This window comes from Limnohabitans sp. 2KL-3 (assembly GCF_001269405.1).
Taxonomy (GTDB): Bacteria; Pseudomonadota; Gammaproteobacteria; order Burkholderiales; family Burkholderiaceae_C; genus Limnohabitans_A.
Genome location: NZ_CXON01000007.1, coordinates 143,820 through 159,604, shown reverse-complemented (window position 1 = coordinate 159,604; position 15,785 = coordinate 143,820). Strand labels below are relative to the sequence as shown.

The 15,785-nt window shown below is 49.8% G+C and carries 15 protein-coding genes; 14 read left to right on the top strand and 1 reads right to left on the bottom strand.

Annotated features, from left to right (window positions below; all coding sequences use genetic code 11):
* The first annotated feature begins 52 nt into the window (after positions 1 to 52).
* From AMM41_RS11580 to AMM41_RS11570, 3 genes are read left to right on the top strand one after another with little or no spacing between them, the layout of a single operon-like run.
* A complete protein-coding gene (locus tag AMM41_RS11580) occupies positions 53 to 1,333 on the top strand; it encodes an ABC transporter ATP-binding protein (protein WP_089957967.1) in 1,281 nt (426 codons plus the stop codon).
* Positions 1,326 to 2,063, top strand: a complete 738-nt coding sequence (locus tag AMM41_RS11575; protein WP_194944754.1) for a class I SAM-dependent methyltransferase — start codon at positions 1,326 to 1,328, stop codon at positions 2,061 to 2,063. Before AMM41_RS11580 ends, AMM41_RS11575 begins: the two co-directional genes overlap by 8 nt.
* The gene (locus AMM41_RS11570) at positions 2,060 to 2,887 is read left to right on the top strand and encodes a glycosyltransferase family protein (protein WP_089957961.1); all 828 of its coding nucleotides are present in this window, start codon (positions 2,060 to 2,062) and stop codon (positions 2,885 to 2,887) included. The genes AMM41_RS11575 and AMM41_RS11570 overlap by 4 nt, the downstream gene beginning before the upstream one ends.
* Before the next feature lie 533 nt (positions 2,888 to 3,420).
* Here AMM41_RS11570 and AMM41_RS11565 read toward each other — a convergent pair.
* Positions 3,421 to 4,215 (bottom strand): IS30 family transposase, encoded by a 795-nt coding sequence (locus tag AMM41_RS11565; RefSeq protein ID WP_089957958.1) that lies wholly within the window; start codon positions 4,213 to 4,215, stop codon positions 3,421 to 3,423.
* Positions 4,216 to 4,306: 91 nt separating this feature from the next.
* Between AMM41_RS11565 and AMM41_RS11560 the strand changes: the two genes are divergently transcribed.
* The 11 genes from AMM41_RS11560 (at position 4,307) to AMM41_RS11510 (ending at position 15,776) form a co-directional block, all read left to right on the top strand.
* Positions 4,307 to 5,242, top strand: coding sequence for an alpha-1,2-fucosyltransferase (locus tag AMM41_RS11560; protein WP_194944752.1), 936 nt, complete (start codon positions 4,307 to 4,309; stop codon positions 5,240 to 5,242).
* Positions 5,239 to 6,300: a glycosyltransferase family 2 protein gene (locus AMM41_RS11555; protein WP_089957952.1), complete on the top strand. Its 1,062-nt coding sequence runs from the start codon at positions 5,239 to 5,241 to the stop codon at positions 6,298 to 6,300. The genes AMM41_RS11560 and AMM41_RS11555 overlap by 4 nt, the downstream gene beginning before the upstream one ends.
* 34 nt (positions 6,301 to 6,334) lie before the next feature.
* Positions 6,335 to 7,543 carry a glycosyltransferase gene (locus tag AMM41_RS11550; RefSeq protein ID WP_089957950.1) on the top strand — a complete coding sequence of 403 codons (1,209 nt, stop codon included), beginning with the start codon at positions 6,335 to 6,337 and terminating at the stop codon, positions 7,541 to 7,543.
* Positions 7,533 to 8,864 (top strand): O-antigen ligase family protein, encoded by a 1,332-nt coding sequence (locus AMM41_RS11545; protein WP_089957947.1) that lies wholly within the window; start codon positions 7,533 to 7,535, stop codon positions 8,862 to 8,864. The genes AMM41_RS11550 and AMM41_RS11545 overlap by 11 nt, the downstream gene beginning before the upstream one ends.
* Before the next feature lie 45 nt (positions 8,865 to 8,909).
* Positions 8,910 to 9,989 carry a glycosyltransferase family 4 protein gene (locus AMM41_RS11540; RefSeq protein ID WP_089957944.1) on the top strand — a complete coding sequence of 360 codons (1,080 nt, stop codon included), beginning with the start codon at positions 8,910 to 8,912 and terminating at the stop codon, positions 9,987 to 9,989.
* Between the two features lie 5 nt (positions 9,990 to 9,994).
* Positions 9,995 to 11,167, top strand: coding sequence for a glycosyltransferase (locus tag AMM41_RS11535; RefSeq protein ID WP_089957941.1), 1,173 nt, complete (start codon positions 9,995 to 9,997; stop codon positions 11,165 to 11,167).
* Positions 11,168 to 11,175: 8 nt separating this feature from the next.
* Positions 11,176 to 11,733 (top strand): LbetaH domain-containing protein, encoded by a 558-nt coding sequence (locus AMM41_RS11530; protein ID WP_089957937.1) that lies wholly within the window; start codon positions 11,176 to 11,178, stop codon positions 11,731 to 11,733.
* Positions 11,720 to 12,355, top strand: a complete 636-nt coding sequence (locus AMM41_RS11525; protein ID WP_089957933.1) for a class I SAM-dependent methyltransferase — start codon at positions 11,720 to 11,722, stop codon at positions 12,353 to 12,355. Before AMM41_RS11530 ends, AMM41_RS11525 begins: the two co-directional genes overlap by 14 nt.
* Positions 12,352 to 13,257, top strand: a complete 906-nt coding sequence (locus tag AMM41_RS11520) for a glycosyltransferase family 2 protein (RefSeq protein ID WP_089957929.1) — start codon at positions 12,352 to 12,354, stop codon at positions 13,255 to 13,257. Before AMM41_RS11525 ends, AMM41_RS11520 begins: the two co-directional genes overlap by 4 nt.
* Positions 13,258 to 13,371: 114 nt before the next feature.
* A complete protein-coding gene (locus AMM41_RS11515) occupies positions 13,372 to 13,848 on the top strand; it encodes a glycosyltransferase (RefSeq protein WP_089957926.1) in 477 nt (158 codons plus the stop codon).
* A complete protein-coding gene (locus AMM41_RS11510; RefSeq protein WP_194944750.1) occupies positions 13,845 to 15,776 on the top strand; it encodes an acyltransferase family protein in 1,932 nt (643 codons plus the stop codon). Before AMM41_RS11515 ends, AMM41_RS11510 begins: the two co-directional genes overlap by 4 nt.
* Positions 15,777 to 15,785 lie beyond the last annotated feature (9 nt).

Below are 15,785 nucleotides of genomic sequence, written 5' to 3'. Positions count from 1 at the left end.
CATCACCTCGAACGAAATTCGTTCGTAATCTATTCATATGAAACCATAATCAATGTCCGACAACGCAATCAAGGTCGTGAACCTAAGCAAGTCTTACATGCTCGGCCATAACAACGCCCAAGCAGAACGTTACACAGCATTACGCGACGTGATCGCACAGAATGCCAAAAATCTAGCACGCAAAACCCGCGACATGTTGCAGGGTAAAGCTATCATCCAAGGCGACGAAGTCGAGGAGTTTTGGGCGCTAAACGACATTTCATTTGAGATTAAGCAAGGCGCACGTGTCGGTATCATCGGTCGAAACGGGGCCGGCAAATCAACCCTGCTCAAAATCCTTAGTCGCATCACGGAGCCCACCACAGGTCGCATCCAAATAAATGGTCGCGTTGCAAGCTTGTTGGAAGTCGGCACAGGCTTCCACCCCGAACTGTCCGGGCGCGAAAACATCTTCTTGAATGGTGCCATCCTCGGCATGGCCCGAAAAGAGATTCAGCGAAAGTTTGACGAGATCGTTGCATTTGCGGAAATCGACCGCTTTATCGATACCCCCGTCAAGCGCTACAGCAGTGGTATGTATGTTCGGCTGGCTTTCGCGGTGGCAGCACACATAGAACCCGAAGTGCTCATTGTTGACGAGGTATTGGCTGTCGGTGATGCTCAGTTCCAGAAAAAGTGTATGAGAAAAATGGAAGAGGTTAGCCAAGAAGGTCACACCATCCTCTTTGTAAGCCATAACTTTGCAGCGATTCGTGCCTTATGCGACAGCGCAATCCTCCTTGAGCGCGGCGCGCTCGTAATGCAAGGCGGCGTTGGCGAGGTGGTGGGCGAATACATGAACCGGCTACAGCTTACTGCGGGGCAGTTCAAGCCACTGGTTGCACCGCGCGCAGATGTGCTCTCTATTCGGCTTTGCAATGCAGCGGGGCACGAACTCCAGTCGATCAACACTGACACCGAAATTTATTTTACGATCACCTACCAGGTCAAAGAGCCTGGTAGGGTAAACATGGTGCTGAACCTGTCAAAAGAAGGCGCCTTTGTGTTCCAGAGTATAAACAACCATGACCCGAGCTACGCCTTCCCCAAAAATTCAGGAATATATATTAGTACCTGTCGGCTACCAGCAGCGTACTTGAACAACGGGGTTTTTGTCCTCAGCATGACAGTTTTTGAGGATAACTTTGAAAACCCAAGGACATTCTTAGAAATCATGTCATTTGTTGTTGATGATGCTCCAAGTGTTCGAGGCGATTATTTTGGTGGTTTGGTTGGGTGCACGCGCCCGCTGCTGGATTGGCGCACTCAGTGTTTGGAGATTTCAAATGTCTGACATGATCGTCAAACAATCGTACTGGGATGATGCGTACTCCAAGTACGCCTTTAGTAGAGTGCACGATTCTGATCCGACGCGACAGCTTATCAAAAAAATTGTTCCATTAGCAACAAATAATCAAACAGCTTTTGAATTCGGCTGTTTTCCAGGTAGATATTTACTTGAACTTGGAAAACTTGGTTATACAGTCAGCGGATGCGACCAAACGCCACGAGTTGAAATAGAACTTTCAGACTGGATGAGTGACAACCAGGTAGCAATTGGTCAATTTTATCGTTGCAACTTTCGGGATACACCAAAAAATAAATACGACGTGGTATCGTCATTTGGTTTCATTGAACACTTCAAAGACTACCCTGATGTTTTTCATCTTCATTTCGACTTGGTGAAGCCGGGTGGGCTCGTATTGGTACAGTTTCCAAATTTCAGGGGTTCAGTTCAACACACTTTGCATCGACTTTTCGATCGTGATAATCTCAGAAATCATGTAATTGATTCAATGAACTTAAAGTATTATCAAGATATAGCCAAAAGCTACGGCACTGTCTTGTTTTGCGATTTCTATGGTGGATTCGACTTCTGGATTGATGACTTTAAAGGTAGGAATGGCTGGCTACGGGCGCGCGCACTGAAAATTTTCCAAAGGACTTCAAAAGTCTGGCCGCAGATTCCAACATCGCCAACTTGGGCACCCTACGCCGCAATTTTAGTGAGAACGCCTCAATGAAAGTAGCAATTCTGTTCATTTGCACTGGCGACTATTGGCGATTCTGGGAGGGATTTAGGCAGTCGGCTGACAAGTTCTTTATGACAGACTGTGAAAAGAGTTACTTTGTTTTTTCGGATAAATCAAGGGTGGATTTTTCAGGTGCCGATATCGTAGTCCCCCAGGACAATCTAGGTTGGCCATTAAATACGCTTCAGCGGTTTAGGATGTTTGGACGTATCAAATCAGAACTTAGTACGTTCGATCGTTTGGTTTTTTTGAATGCGAATTGTCAATTCTTAAAACCAATATCAGGTATTGAATTTTTTGGACAAGATACTGACATTGTTGCGTGCCACCACCCTGGCTTTTTTAACAAACAACCAGAACAATTTACTTATGAACGCCGTCTGGACTCGACAGCCCACGTGAGCGATGGTAAGGTTTATGTTGCTGGTGGATTGATGGGCGGTACGTCGACCGCGTTTATCAAAGCATGCGAAGAATTAGATCAAAATATTGAATCAGATTTCGACAAAGGTCTGCTCGCCTTATGGCACGACGAGAGTCATTGGAATGCGTTCATCAATCAACGCGCATCTGCACTAGGGCTGCGCGTTCATTTCCTCAACCCAAGCTACCTGTACCCCGAAGGCTGGCACATCCCCTTCGAGCCGCGCATCCTGTTGCGCGAGAAGAGTGCACTGATCAACGTGCAGAAGATCAAGGGGACCAGACATGGTGCTGTAACCACACAGACTGGGGCGGCACTGCACCGGCGTGTCGCCAAACGTATTTGGACATGGTTGAAAGCTAAGCCATTTACGAACTCAACACACCGCTAAGTGCAACGCGTTATCAATCGAGAGGTTCCCGACTGTACAGATATTGCAGGATATTTCCAAAGTTGGCGCTACCTTGATTCCGCCATTGCGCGCTGTTGGTACAACTTCCGACAGAACGCGGTTGTCGAGGGTAGGTGGTTCAGCGCGACAGCAGAGTCATCCTCTGGACGCAGTTCACATTCACTATGGTGACTTCATGGAGAAGTACCGCCAACGTTACTACGTAGCATGCCGTTCTTATTAAGCCAGGTCCATGGCCTCGTTGCCGACATCCATCGGGTGTTGGTTTCCACAAACAATTCAAGTCCAGTACTTATGGGACGTTGTGGTACTGATGGGCACATGGGAATACACCGAAATAAAAAAATTAGGCGGATTCAAGTACGAACTGCAACACAGTTTAACGAGGCGTGAAACACCTCGTGGGGTGTCTTGAATCCCAGCCTCATTCTGGGGTGGTGATTCAATCTGTTCTCGATCATTGTCAACTACTCATCGGTGAAAGTTTCAATGCGCCGCCTCTTGGGACTGTATTAGCGCAGCAAACCATTGAAGTTCTCGTTGCTGCCGCGCTCCCAGCTGCAATACGGATCGGCAAAGTAGGTTTGGATGCCAAGGCGCTGATCGATGGCCTGATGATCGGCAAAGTCCATGCCGTTGTCTACCGTCAAAGTCTTCACCCGTGAGAACAAGGGCTTGAGTTTGGCTTCAATGGGCCGGCCCACCAAATGAGCTGACTTGTTGGGTACTTTGGAAAACAATGCAAAGCCGCTTTTGCGCTCCACCAGTGTCACGATGGATTGTTTGTGAGGCGCGCCAGTGACAGTGTCACCTTCCCAGTGGCCCACTTGCTTGCGATCTTCAATGTGGCTTGCTCTCACGCTGTTCGGGCGGCGGTACAGGATTTGCCCGCGTCTGTCACGTCCGCACAGGTGGCGTTTTCGCCGGGGCTTTTGGCTGCGCAGGTGTGTGTTCAAATCACCACCGGCAGGTTTGTTCGCATACACATGCAAATAAATTCTCTCCTGGCAGACAGCTACCTTGCATGCAATCTGCTCGGGGCTCCATTGAATGACCAGATAGAAATCGACAACGGCCCAGACCTTGGAATCTACACGGCGGGCATTACGGCTGCGCTGTGCCCGCTCAGACGCTTTGGCGCAGGCTTGTTCGGCTCTATACCCGCGCTGGCCATGCCCACGGCTGGGTTCGCGGCTGATGGTGCTGCGGTTCCTGCCGAGTAATCGGGCGATCTCGCTGATGGTCTGTTTGGCTTTCAAGAGGCTGTGAGTTTGGTATCGTTCTTCTCGGCTGAGGTGTTTGTACATCTGGCAACTTGGACTTGGAGGTTTGAATGACCATGATGCCTTGACATCCTAAGTCACCCATTACCGAGTTCATCTTTGTTGCACTTCGCTGTTGAATCCGCCTTACCAAAAAACTTCTGTCTGGGAAATTATCTTGATCAATAATGGAAGCAAAAAAAAAGTGATCGCCAAAATATATGGTGGCTTAGGTAATCAGTTGTTTCAATACGCTACTGGCAGACGACTTGCTTTTATAACAGAATCAGAATTGCTTTTGGATATAACTTGGTTTACAAGAAAAAAAAATGGCGGCACAACACGAAAATATGAATTAGGTGCATTACCAATTAATGCAAGAATATGTTCTGGTTATGAAAATATAATTTGCAGATTGACATATAGTGGTTTGGCAAGAAGAATGGGAATTAAAACTCCTTTTGAATTGGTTCTGGATAATGAGAAAGGTGTATTTTCAGGGAGCGTATTAAATATGGAATCTGGAATATTGTTGTATGGTCACTGGCAAAGTGAAAAGTATTTTGAAGATGTGGCTGATTTAATAAGATCGGAGTTGCAAGATTTCTCTTGTTTTGATAATCGAGATAAAGACGTAGTTAATAAAATTAAAAATACCAATTCTGTGGCAATACATGTAAGGCGTGGGGATTATGTCACTTCACCAGATGCAGCGGCAACACATGGGATATGCCCCTTGTCTTATTATGCTAAAGCAGTAAAATTTATATCAAAAAAAGTAAATAATCCGTGTTATTTCATATTTTCGGATGATCCTGATTGGGCGATGAATAATTTGAAAACAGTAGGTGGGGAGGTATTCATTATGCGCAATAATTTGGATAATCCAATTGTGGATTTAAATTTAATGGCATTGTGCAAGCATCAAATTATTGCTAATAGTAGTTTTAGTTGGTGGGGAGCTTGGTTGAATACTAACCCTATGAAAATTGTTATCGCGCCAAAGCAATGGTTCTTAAATGATAAAATAAAATCGAGTGATTTGATTCCTGATGCCTGGGAGAAACTATGAACATTGTATCTGATAATAAGTTGCTACCACTTGTATCCGTAGTTATGCCTGTTTTTAATTCAGAGAAATTTCTTGTTTCTTCAATACAAAGTGTGTTGAATCAATCTTACGATTGTCTTGAATTTCTTATTATTAATGATGGCTCAACTGATGGCAGCGAAGAGATAATATTGTCGTTTACTGATCCTCGAATTAGATATATTAGATTGGATATTAACGTTGGTCTTGCGGCAGCTTGTAATATTGCAATTGATATGGCTAAAGGGGCGTATATAGCACGGATGGACTCAGATGATATTTGTGAATCGAATCGTCTAAGTGATCAGCTTGAATTTTTAGAAAATAGTGATATTGATATTTGCGGAAGTGCTATGTCGATCTTTGGAGAAACTTATAAAGGTGTGCGATCCTATCCAGTTGATGACGTAGATATTCGGATTCATCTTCTATTTGGTAATCCTATTGCGCATCCGACCGTAATGGGTAAGACGACTATTTTTAAGGCGCATAAATATAATCCCGATAATAGAGTGGTAGAAGATTATGAGTTGTGGTTGCTAATGGCTTTAAATGGGGTAAAATTTGGTAATCTTCAACACCCATTAGTTAGATACCGCGTCCATTCGGAGCAAGTATCGAGTTTGCACTCGTCCCCTCAATTGAACGAAACTCGTTCGAAGGCTTTTTGTTTCGCTTTGACTCAAGGGGATTTGCACAGTTTGATTCCAGATTTATATCCAGTTGTTTATGCGGAGAGAAGATCTATATCCTTAGATGAATTTTTCAATTTTCTATTGGCAGTTTCAAAAATTATCGAAAGCCGGAATGCTAATGGTGATATTTTGAAAATATTTTGGGTGAATAATTTTAGACGAATATTTCCTATGAATCCAATTACTAGTATTAAATCAATTAATTTAGCTAGAAGACTTAAATTGGATTTATCTTTTACAAAATATTTGGCGGCGTTTTTTCAAGGGCTTTTATTTTCTGATTGTGAGTCCCGATTTTACAGGGTTGTTGAGTTTTATATTAGAAAGCGTCGAGCTGATCGGTAAATATTTTCAGTAATTTTTTTATTAATTTCAATCCTTGAAAAAAGAGATCCTCATCATTTCCGGCTACTGGCCAACAAAGAGTAATTCGATTTCTGGAATCTTTGTTGTACAGCAAATACGAGCATTGGTACGGGCAGGTTGCAGAGTGACTATAATCTGCCCAATTTCATTTGGACGAGGAGACAATTTGAAGTCGATTCAGAGTCTTGGGCTAGCGGATTCCGATGTGGAGCTAATTAAGGTTGTTGTATATAGACTTCCAGAGATAATTTCTTCGTGTTCATTTTGTATCAAAATAAATATTTTTATCAATGGCGTGGTACTGAGTCGCGCTTTGCGTTTGTTGGTACGATCCAGGGTATTTTATGGCTGTTTGGTCCATGGCATTCGATATGCAGGGCTTAGCATTGCAACATGGGCACGATGGTTAAAATGTAAAAAAGCAATTGTTGTGCACGGAGTCGATCCGTTTATTGCGAAGAACATAATTCATCAGGAAGTTCTGTTTTTCTGCAAGAATTTGGTTGCGGCGAGCGACGCGATCGTTTTGGTTGGCAGACCATTGCTGGCACAGGCTGCAGCGTTGAAATTTCCTTCTAGTAAAATTCATGTTGTGGCAAACGGCACGGATCTGCCTTTGTTAACCACTATAAGCAATACCCAGCGGCGAATCGATGCGGTTAGACGCATTGTTAGTGTTTCGAATTTAGTACGACTAAAGGGCATCGACGATAACATGCGTGCGCTGGCTGCGATTGCAATATTTCGACCTGATCTAAAGTGGGAGTACCGAATAGTCGGTGACGGGCCTCAACGTGAAGCGCTCGAAAAATTGTCTTCGGATCTAGGAATTGATTCAAAGGTTAAGTTTTTGGGCAGAGTTGCATACGAAACAACAATGCAGGAAATCGCGGATTGCGATGTGTTTTCTCTCCCAAGTTGGGGCGAAGCCTTTGGCATCGTTTACCTAGAAGCAATGGCCCGAATGCGACCCGTTATTGGTTGTTTAAATAATGGCGCTGCTGATATTTTTGCGGATGGAGTTGAGGGGCGACTTGTCCCGCCGAAAGATGTAACGGCACTGGCGTCTGCATTGATGCAGCTTATTGGTAACCCGGCGCTTTGCGCTGAGATGGGCCAAGCTGGCAGGACGACCGCCGAGACGATGAGTTGGGATGCAAACGCAAAGCAGATGCTCAGCTTGCTAAGTTTTGGTGACCTAGGGATGCCTGATGCCGATTAGAGATCTTCTATTTGTCTTAACGATGATCGTCATGCGTGTAGTGTCCGAGCCAACAGCCAACGCAAGTTTCCTGCTTTTAGCCGGATACGCATTGTTAGGTCGTTCGCAGGCCATTAAGGCGCTTGCCTTGTCGTGGCTTTTTTCCATGCTAAACCCCACTCTTGTGGCGGCGACCACTTTTGCTTCAACTGGTCGATTTCTAATAATCGGCGCTGCAGCGCTGTCTGTGCTGTCGCGAAGCGGTCTTTTGGGCAAGAACCGCCAGATCTCTCTGATGACTTTTGCCACCCTCATTCTCGGTCTCCTGTTGGTGGTGCACTCGTTAGTTGTAAGTCCCTTTGCCGATGTCTCGATTCTCAAGGCAATTTCATGGACGTTGGTTACGACAACCTTGCTAGCTGCATGGGGCGCTTTGAATGTAAATGAGCGCGCTGTCCTGACGAACCAGATGTTTAACGGCCTCATCCTTGTATTAATTTGCAGTTTGCCGCTTTTGGCACTGCCACAGGGGTATTCTCGCAACGAAACAGGCTTCCAGGGCGTATTGGGTCATCCCCAGGCGTTCGGCCCCACCATGGCGCTGCTGGGCGTCTGGGCGGCTGCCGGAATGTTAGGCGACAGGCGGCCGCCCTGGTGGCGCGTGCTTCTGACTGGCGCATGCCTGCTGCTTATCGTGTTGTCAGAGGCACGCACTGCGGGTGTGGGGATGGTGCTGGGGTTTGCAATGGCGGTAGTGCTGGTGCCAATTTTGTCGCGCCAGCGCATACGGGTGATGTTTCATGGTCTGCGCAGCCCGCGACTATATATTGTCCTTACAGGCGCGGTGATCGGTGGGTTACTTTCGGGTGTAGCACTAACGGATCGGATAGGCAGTTACATCGACAAGCGGGGTGGGGGTGGGAGCGTTCTGGATGCTTACCAGACGTCCCGTGGTGCGTTGTTGAATACGATGGTTGACAACATCGAAGCAAACCCGTGGAAGGGGATCGGTTTTGGAATTGCCAGTAATCCAAGTGAAATGATCATTGAGCGAGAATCAGTTTTTGGACTGCCATCGGGTGCGCCTATTGAAAAGGGTGTGCTGCCCTATCAGGTAGCGGAAGAAGTTGGCCTATTGGGAGTTGTATTTGTCTTGCTGTGGCTGGGCATGGCAATTAAGAGGGCAAGTCGTGTTTCGGTTACGAGTCTTGCGATGGCGTTGACAGTGTTGATGCTCAATATGGGCGAGTCCACTTTCTTTTCGCCGGGTGGCATGGGTTTGATGCCACTCATCTTGTTTACTTGGGCTGTTTCTGTATCGCCTACCAATAGGCAGGGCTGACAATTGCGAGAAATATGGTTCTGGCAGGGGATTGTAAGCCCGCACATGGCTGGCTTGGCCGTTGCACTGGCGCGTTTGGGCTGCAAGGTTAATTATGTGGCTAAAGAGCCCATGTCGGGTGACCGCACTGTTCAAGGTTGGGTTACGCCCGAATTACCTGGTGTAGCACTTTCTTTAGCGACTAATCACGAAGTCGTTCGAGAAATCGTTGCCGACTTGTCGTTGGAATCCGTGCATATTTGTCAGGGCATTCGTAGCAATGGTTTGGTGGCTGTAGCCCAACGCGCTTTGGCCCAGCGCGGGCTGCGTCAATGGGTGTTGATGGAAAGTGTGGACGACTCTGGCTGGCGGGGAGTCGTGAGGCGACTTGAATATCGGCGCCTTTTTATGCAAAGACTGCAACAATTAGAGGGTTTTTTGGCCATTGGGTACCGCACGCCCGCTTGGGTGACCGCGCGGGGCGTGCCGCCAGATCGCGTTTTTCCCTTTGCCTATTTTTTGCCCGATGTGCCATCGTTGCCGAATGGCCTCCAACGAAAGCCGGGCCCCTACAGGTTTGTTTTTGTCGGGCAATTGATATCTCGCAAGCGCGTAGATTGGTTGATAACCGCGCTTGCTCAATTGGCTGATCGATCCTTTGAGTTGTGGGTTGTGGGCGTTGGCCCCGAAGAGCAAGCTTTACGGTCGCTGGCGTGTAGGGCGCTGGGTGACCGGGTGCGTTGGTTGGGCCAGTTGCCATTGCCTGAGGTGCCCTCCTTGATGGCGCAGGCCGACTGCCTAGTCTTGCCCAGTGTGCATGATGGCTGGGGGGCGGTGGTGTCTGAGGCCCTGATGGTCGGTACCCCGGTAATTTGCAGTGACGCCTGCGGTGCGGCGGGTGTGGTGCACGCGAGCGGAATTGGGGGGGTGTTCCCAAAAAATGAGCTGTTTGAATTGCGGGTGTTGCTGAACGATCAATTGGCTTACGGTTGCGTGACTGCGCAAGCTCGATCACACCTTGCCGCCTGGGCAGCGTGCCTTGGCGCTGTTGTTGGCGGACGCTACTTGCTTGAAATTCTGGCCACAAAAAAAACAGGGCGTATTGCTCCGCCAGCTGTGCCTTGGCTACGAGACCGGCGTTGGTGACCGTCATGAGTTTCCCTGTTTTCCATCTCGTGGCCGGTCTCCACCCTAGTGCTGGTGGTCCATCGCGCACGGTTGTGCAACTTACCGATGCACTGGCCAAGCACCAAGCTCTTGAAATCACCTTGCTCACCCAAAGTTTTATCAGTGACCCTTCAGCGCCTTCTGCAGCCAACGTTAATCGGCTTACGATCGAATCTCCGTCGCGTCTCGCGTTGCGTTTTGGCCTGCCAGTGCGCTCTGAACTGGCACGATTGAAAGGAGGGCATACCCCGGCGCTTTTCCACAGTCATGGGCTTTGGACGCCGGTTAACCACTGGGCTTCTGTTGTGGCACGTCAGCGGGGCATCCCGTTGATTCTTCAGCCACGGGGCATGTTGGAGTCATGGGCACTAAACCACAAAGCGATGAAAAAGAAAATCGCAATGACGTTGTTTCAGCGGCGCGATCTGGTGTCTGCCAAGCTGTTCATTGCTACAGCCGACATGGAATATGAAAGCATTCGGGCGCTTGGCTTGCGCCAATCGGTGGCCGTGATACCTAACGGCGTGCTGTTTTCGCCGACAGCTGGCTTAGGTAAAGAAGCTGCTGCGCCCTTGCCTAAGATGCGAGAGCGAAAAGCCTTGTTTCTTTCGCGCGTGCACCCAAAAAAAGGGATTCTCAATTTGGTCAATGCCTGGGCTGCGGTGGCGCCTCAGGGTTGGCGGCTGCAGATTGCCGGGCCGGACGAAGGTGGTCATCTGGCCGAAGTAATGGCGCTTGCGCGCAAATTATGCATTGATCATGCAGTTGAATACCTCGGTGAGTTGGCTGGTGAAGCCAAAGCGCTGGCGTACTTGGATGCGGACCTGTTTGTGCTGCCCACTTTCAGCGAGAATTTTGGAGTTGTTGTCGCCGAGGCACTGGCTCACGGCTTGCCCGTTATTACTACCCGAGGCGCCCCCTGGGCAGATCTGGAAATTTTTGAATGCGGCTGGTGGATTGATATTGGCGTTGATCCGCTTGTGGGCGTGTTGCGTGAAGCCATAGCGTTGGGTGATAACGAGCGTCGAGCGATGGGCGCGCGTGGTCGTGAGTATGTGCGCCGCTACGATTGGGCCGATATTGCCCGGCAGACGCTTGACGTTTACCGCTGGGTGCTAGGGCAAGGGGCACAGCCTAACTGCGTGCGAACTGACTGACTTTACATATGACCCAAGAAACTCGCCTGCATACGCTATCAATAGGCAACAAACTCGCCCGTAGTTTGTGGCAAATCGTCTGGCTCATTCTTTACAGGCCAACGCCTCGGCTCTTGCACCCATGGCGCTGCCTGCTACTGAGACTCTTCGGCGCCAAGCTTGGCAAGGCGGTGCATCCGTATCCATCTGCCCGCATCTGGGCACCCTGGAACCTAGTAATGGGCGATCACGCTTGCTTAAGCGAGAGTGTCGATTGCTATTGCGTGGCCAAAATTTACATTGGCGCGCACACCACAATCAGCCAATACAGCTTTCTGTGCACTGCAAGCCATGACCACACCCTAGCGGCAATGCCGCTGGTGGCCGCGCCCATCACCATTGGTGAACGGGTATGGATTACGGCTGATGTCTTTGTAGGGCCTGGGGTGACGATTGGCAACGGTGCGGTCGTTACGGCACGCTCGAGCGTGTTCGGTGACTTGCCGCCCTGGATGGTAGCGCGGGGCAATCCGGCGGTACCAGTAAAGCCGCGAATTTTTGACGAGAAGAACAATGAATACAAATGAAATCAATGGATATCGCTGGAACAGTGCAGCGCTCACTTGCGCACATGACTATCTTTTACCTACCCTGATGAATGAGATGGCACGGTTAAAGGAAGGCTCAATAGCGGGGGGGCGAGTTTTTGAATTGGGTTGCGGTAATGGCAGTGTGGCGAACGTGCTGGTGCAACAGGGTTGGGATGTGACCGGTGTTGACCCGTCCAGCGAAGGCATTGCCCAGGCCAATGCGAAATGGCCGCAGCTCAAGCTTTTTGCGGGCTCGGCTTATGACGACTTGGCGGCACGGTTTGGGTGCTTTCCGGTGGTGACGAGTCTGGAAGTGGTGGAGCATGTGTATTTTCCTCGTCATTACGCCGCCACGCTGTTTTCGTTACTGGAGCCCGGGGGCACCGCGATTGTGTCCACACCGTACCACGGCTACTGGAAGAACCTGGCAATGGCCTTGACCGGCAAGATGGATGCACACTTTACTGCGTTGTGGGATCACGGTCATATCAAGTTCTGGTCAGTCAAGACGCTAGGCGAACTGCTGCGTGAGGCAGGGTTTGTAGACATTCGCTTCGAGCGAGTGGGGCGCGTCCCGGTGCTTGCTAAGGCGATCATTGCCATTGCTCGGAAGCCATGAAACTGGTCGCCGTCATCCTGACCTTTAACGAAGAGCAACACTTGGCCCGGTGCATTGCCAGTCTTGAGGGCGTGGCAAGTGAGGTGGTGATTGCGGACTGTTTTTCAACCGATGCCACCTTGAAAATTGCGCGCGCGCAAGGTGCGAGGGTGATCCAGCGTGAATGGGTGAACCACGCCACTCAGTTTAACTGGGCGCTGACTCAGCTTGATGCGGGAACAGACTGGGTGTTGCGCATCGATGCGGATGAAATGCTGACATCTGAGTTAATCGCGGAGATCAAAGCGCGCTTGCCAGACCTTGCACAGGAGATTGAGGGTGTGTATTGCAGCCGTCGCATGACGTTCCAGGGGCGGTTGATGCGCCACGGTGGGGTTTTTCCGGTGCGGGTGATGCGCCTGTTTCGCCATGGTCGTGGTCAGTGTGAGAACCGCTGGATGGACGAGCACATCAAGGTGGCCGGCCCCACGGTGGATTTCAAAGGCGAACTGATTGACGACAACCTCAATTCGTTGACTTGGTGGACCGACAAGCACAACAAATATGCCAGCCGTGAGGCGGTGGATCTACTGAACCTGCAGTACCACTTTATGCCACACGACTCGGTGGCCAACCTGCGTGGCGGCAAGCAGGCAGGCGTCAAGCGCTGGGTGAAAGAGGTCGTCTATGCCCGCTTACCGGGTGGCTTCAGGGCGTTCGCCTACTTCCTTTACCGCTATGTGATTCGGCTGGGATTTTTGGATGGCCAAGCGGGTACGGCGTTTCACTTTCTGCAGGGGTTTTGGTACCGGTACTTGGTGGATGCGAAGGTAGCAGAGGTCAAACGCTACATGCGTGATACTGGTTCGGATGTATCAGTGGCTATAGAGCAGGTTTTGGGTGTCAAGGTCAATAAATCCTAATCAAGAAGTTGTGAAAATCTCCATCATCACAGCCACCTACAACTGCGATCAGACACTGGGCGATTGCTTGTCTTCTGTGGCTTCCCAGACCTACGCCAACCGTGACACGTCGTCATCGACGATGCCAGCCAAGATGGAACTTTGGGTGTGTTGCAGGTCTGCTGCAGTCAACTGGCCGTGTTGTTGAGCGAGCCTGACCGTGGCATTTACGACGCGCTGAACAAAGGCATTGCACGCGCCAGAGGCGATGTGATTCGTTTCTTGGATGCCGACGATGTGTATGCCAGCCCCGAAGTGTTGGCCCATGTGGCACAAGCGTTTTCCGATCCTGCGGTGTTTGCGGTCTATGGAGATTTGCACTATGTGCGCAACGACGATATGAGCCAGTTGGTGCGGGTGTGGCAAAGCGCGGTGTTTACACCGCAGCGCTTAGCTTGGGGCTCGAATTCATGGCTCAACAGACTTCAATCTGGTCGTCATAGCCCTGACCTTTGGAGAGCTTCCTTAAACGAAGCGGATTTAATTGAAAGCCATCTCTTGGTGAATGATGATCTTTGTTATTTCCCCGCACAGCAGGATACCTCGCATTGAAAACTACCCACCAGTATTCCACCTACCGCCCTGACGTAGATGGTCTGCGAGCGGTTGCCGTGTTGGCAGTGCTTATCTACCACGCAGGTTTTTCAGTTATCCCTGGCGGTTACGTGGGTGTGGACATTTTCTTTGTGATTTCTGGGTTCGTGATCACGAGTGCCGTGCAGCCTGATTTGGCATCTGGGCGTTTTAATTTGCGTGACTTTTATGAGCGACGCATCAGGCGCATCTTTCCGCCACTGTTTGTCATGGTCGTGGTGAGCTTGGTACTGGGCTGGATGGTGCTGATGCCAGACGACCTGAAGCGCTTGGGTCAAAGCAGCGTGGCCAACGCAGCTTTTTTGTCCAATTTCTATTTTTTGAAAGATTCCGGCTATTTTGGTGCCACTGCGGCCGCCAAACCGCTGCTTCACACATGGTCGCTAGCGGTCGAGGAACAGTTTTATTTGCTACTGCCTTTGTACATGTTGTTGTTCAAGCGTTGGTCTGCAGACGTAATGCGTTGGTTGACGCTGTCGCTGTTTGCGTTGAGTTTGTTACTGGCAGCCGTCGCCACCTACTTTGAGCCTACCTTGAGTTTCTTCTTGTTGCCCACCCGAGCTTGGGAACTGTTGGCCGGGGTGATGTTGGCGCAAGGCATGGTGCCCTCGCCGCGCAGTGCCAAGGATGAATGGGCGCGCGCGCTGCTCGGCATTTTTTTGATTGCTTATGCCCTGTTGGCTTATTCTGAAAAGACGGTGTTTCCGGGTTTGGCGGCGTTACCCCCGGTCTTAGGAGGCATGTTGATCATTTCAGCTGGAATGCGAAGAGAGGGGCGCGCAAATGCCTGGTTAGCTAGCCGAACGATGGTGTTTTTAGGGCAAATTTCTTACCCGCTGTACCTCTGGCACTTTCCATTGTTGGGGTTCGCTGGCTATTTGAGTTTGAGAGGGTTGGGGGTGGCTGAAACGCTGGCCGTTTATGCCATTATTGTGATCTGTGCTTTGGTGTCTTGGCGCTTTGTGGAGCAACCGGTGCGAACGCGGCGTGTGTTCTCAGGACAACGAGCCCTTTTCGGTTTTGGGTTGGTTTGTATTGTGGTCACGTTATTGGCTGGGTTGGCACTTCATTTTGGGCGCGGCATGGAGTCGCGGTTTAGCGGTGACCAATTGAAACTGGTGCGTGGCATGACGGATCGGCTGGCCGATAAAGGCTGCATGGTTTTGTCGCCAGTTCAGGTTGCTAGCGGCAATGTTTGTCGGCTAGGCTCCAAGGTAGCCGGTCTGCCAGATACTTTTCTATGGGGTGACTCGCACGCAGAGGCCTGGGCACCTGGTTTTGCCGAACAGGCTGAGCGAACGGGCAAGGCGGTGTTGTTTGCGGGCCAGCATGGTTGTGCCATTGGTCAACATTTTTTGGATACAAGTTGGGCCGGAAAAGAATGCGCAGCTTTCGATAAGACGATGTTGGATTATTTGCTTGCTCAAACGTCAATCAAGCAAGTGGTGTTGGTGTCACGCTGGACAGCGTTACGAACAGCAAAGCAAGCTGAAGAAGTAAATGGTCGCCTTGTTCCTACGGCTGAACAGGCGTTAACGCGAGTTGTGACACAACTGGTTAATGCAGGTAAACAAGTGCGCTTGGTGGGGCCGGTGCCCGATGCCAAAACATTGGTGCCCAGAGCTCTGTACCTCAAGTCACTGGGTTTTGCTAAAGAATTTGAAGTGCGCCAGCGCTTGGATGAGTTTGAATCGGTACAAAAAAACACCTTGGTTACGTTGCGCAATTTGGCTAACCAGCAGGGGGTTTCCTTGACATTGCCCCATCTCGAGCTGTGCAAAGAGGGCTTGTGCGCTGTAGAGCAAGATGGCTACCCGCTTTATTTTGACGATAACCACCTTTCTACCCACGGTGCAAGGCTGGTGATGACTTCGCCAAGAATGTGATGTGTAGCC

What these genes read in the sequence shown, in the direction of transcription:
- AMM41_RS11570 (WP_089957961.1), top strand. Translation starts at nt 2,060, where the DNA reads ATGAAAGTAGCAATTCTGTTCATTTGCACTGGCGACTATTGGCGATTC.
- AMM41_RS11575 (WP_194944754.1), top strand. Translation starts at nt 1,326, where the DNA reads ATGTCTGACATGATCGTCAAACAATCGTACTGGGATGATGCGTACTCC.
- AMM41_RS11555 (WP_089957952.1), top strand. Translation starts at nt 5,239, where the DNA reads ATGAACATTGTATCTGATAATAAGTTGCTACCACTTGTATCCGTAGTT.
- AMM41_RS11580 (WP_089957967.1), top strand. Translation starts at nt 53, where the DNA reads ATGTCCGACAACGCAATCAAGGTCGTGAACCTAAGCAAGTCTTACATG.
- AMM41_RS11540 (WP_089957944.1), top strand. Translation starts at nt 8,910, where the DNA reads ATGGCTGGCTTGGCCGTTGCACTGGCGCGTTTGGGCTGCAAGGTTAAT.
- AMM41_RS11545 (WP_089957947.1), top strand. Translation starts at nt 7,533, where the DNA reads ATGCCGATTAGAGATCTTCTATTTGTCTTAACGATGATCGTCATGCGT.
- AMM41_RS11525 (WP_089957933.1), top strand. Translation starts at nt 11,720, where the DNA reads ATGAATACAAATGAAATCAATGGATATCGCTGGAACAGTGCAGCGCTC.
- AMM41_RS11535 (WP_089957941.1), top strand. Translation starts at nt 9,995, where the DNA reads ATGAGTTTCCCTGTTTTCCATCTCGTGGCCGGTCTCCACCCTAGTGCT.
- AMM41_RS11520 (WP_089957929.1), top strand. Translation starts at nt 12,352, where the DNA reads ATGAAACTGGTCGCCGTCATCCTGACCTTTAACGAAGAGCAACACTTG.
- AMM41_RS11530 (WP_089957937.1), top strand. Translation starts at nt 11,176, where the DNA reads ATGACCCAAGAAACTCGCCTGCATACGCTATCAATAGGCAACAAACTC.
- AMM41_RS11565 (WP_089957958.1), bottom strand. Translation starts at nt 4,215, where the DNA reads ATGTACAAACACCTCAGCCGAGAAGAACGATACCAAACTCACAGCCTC.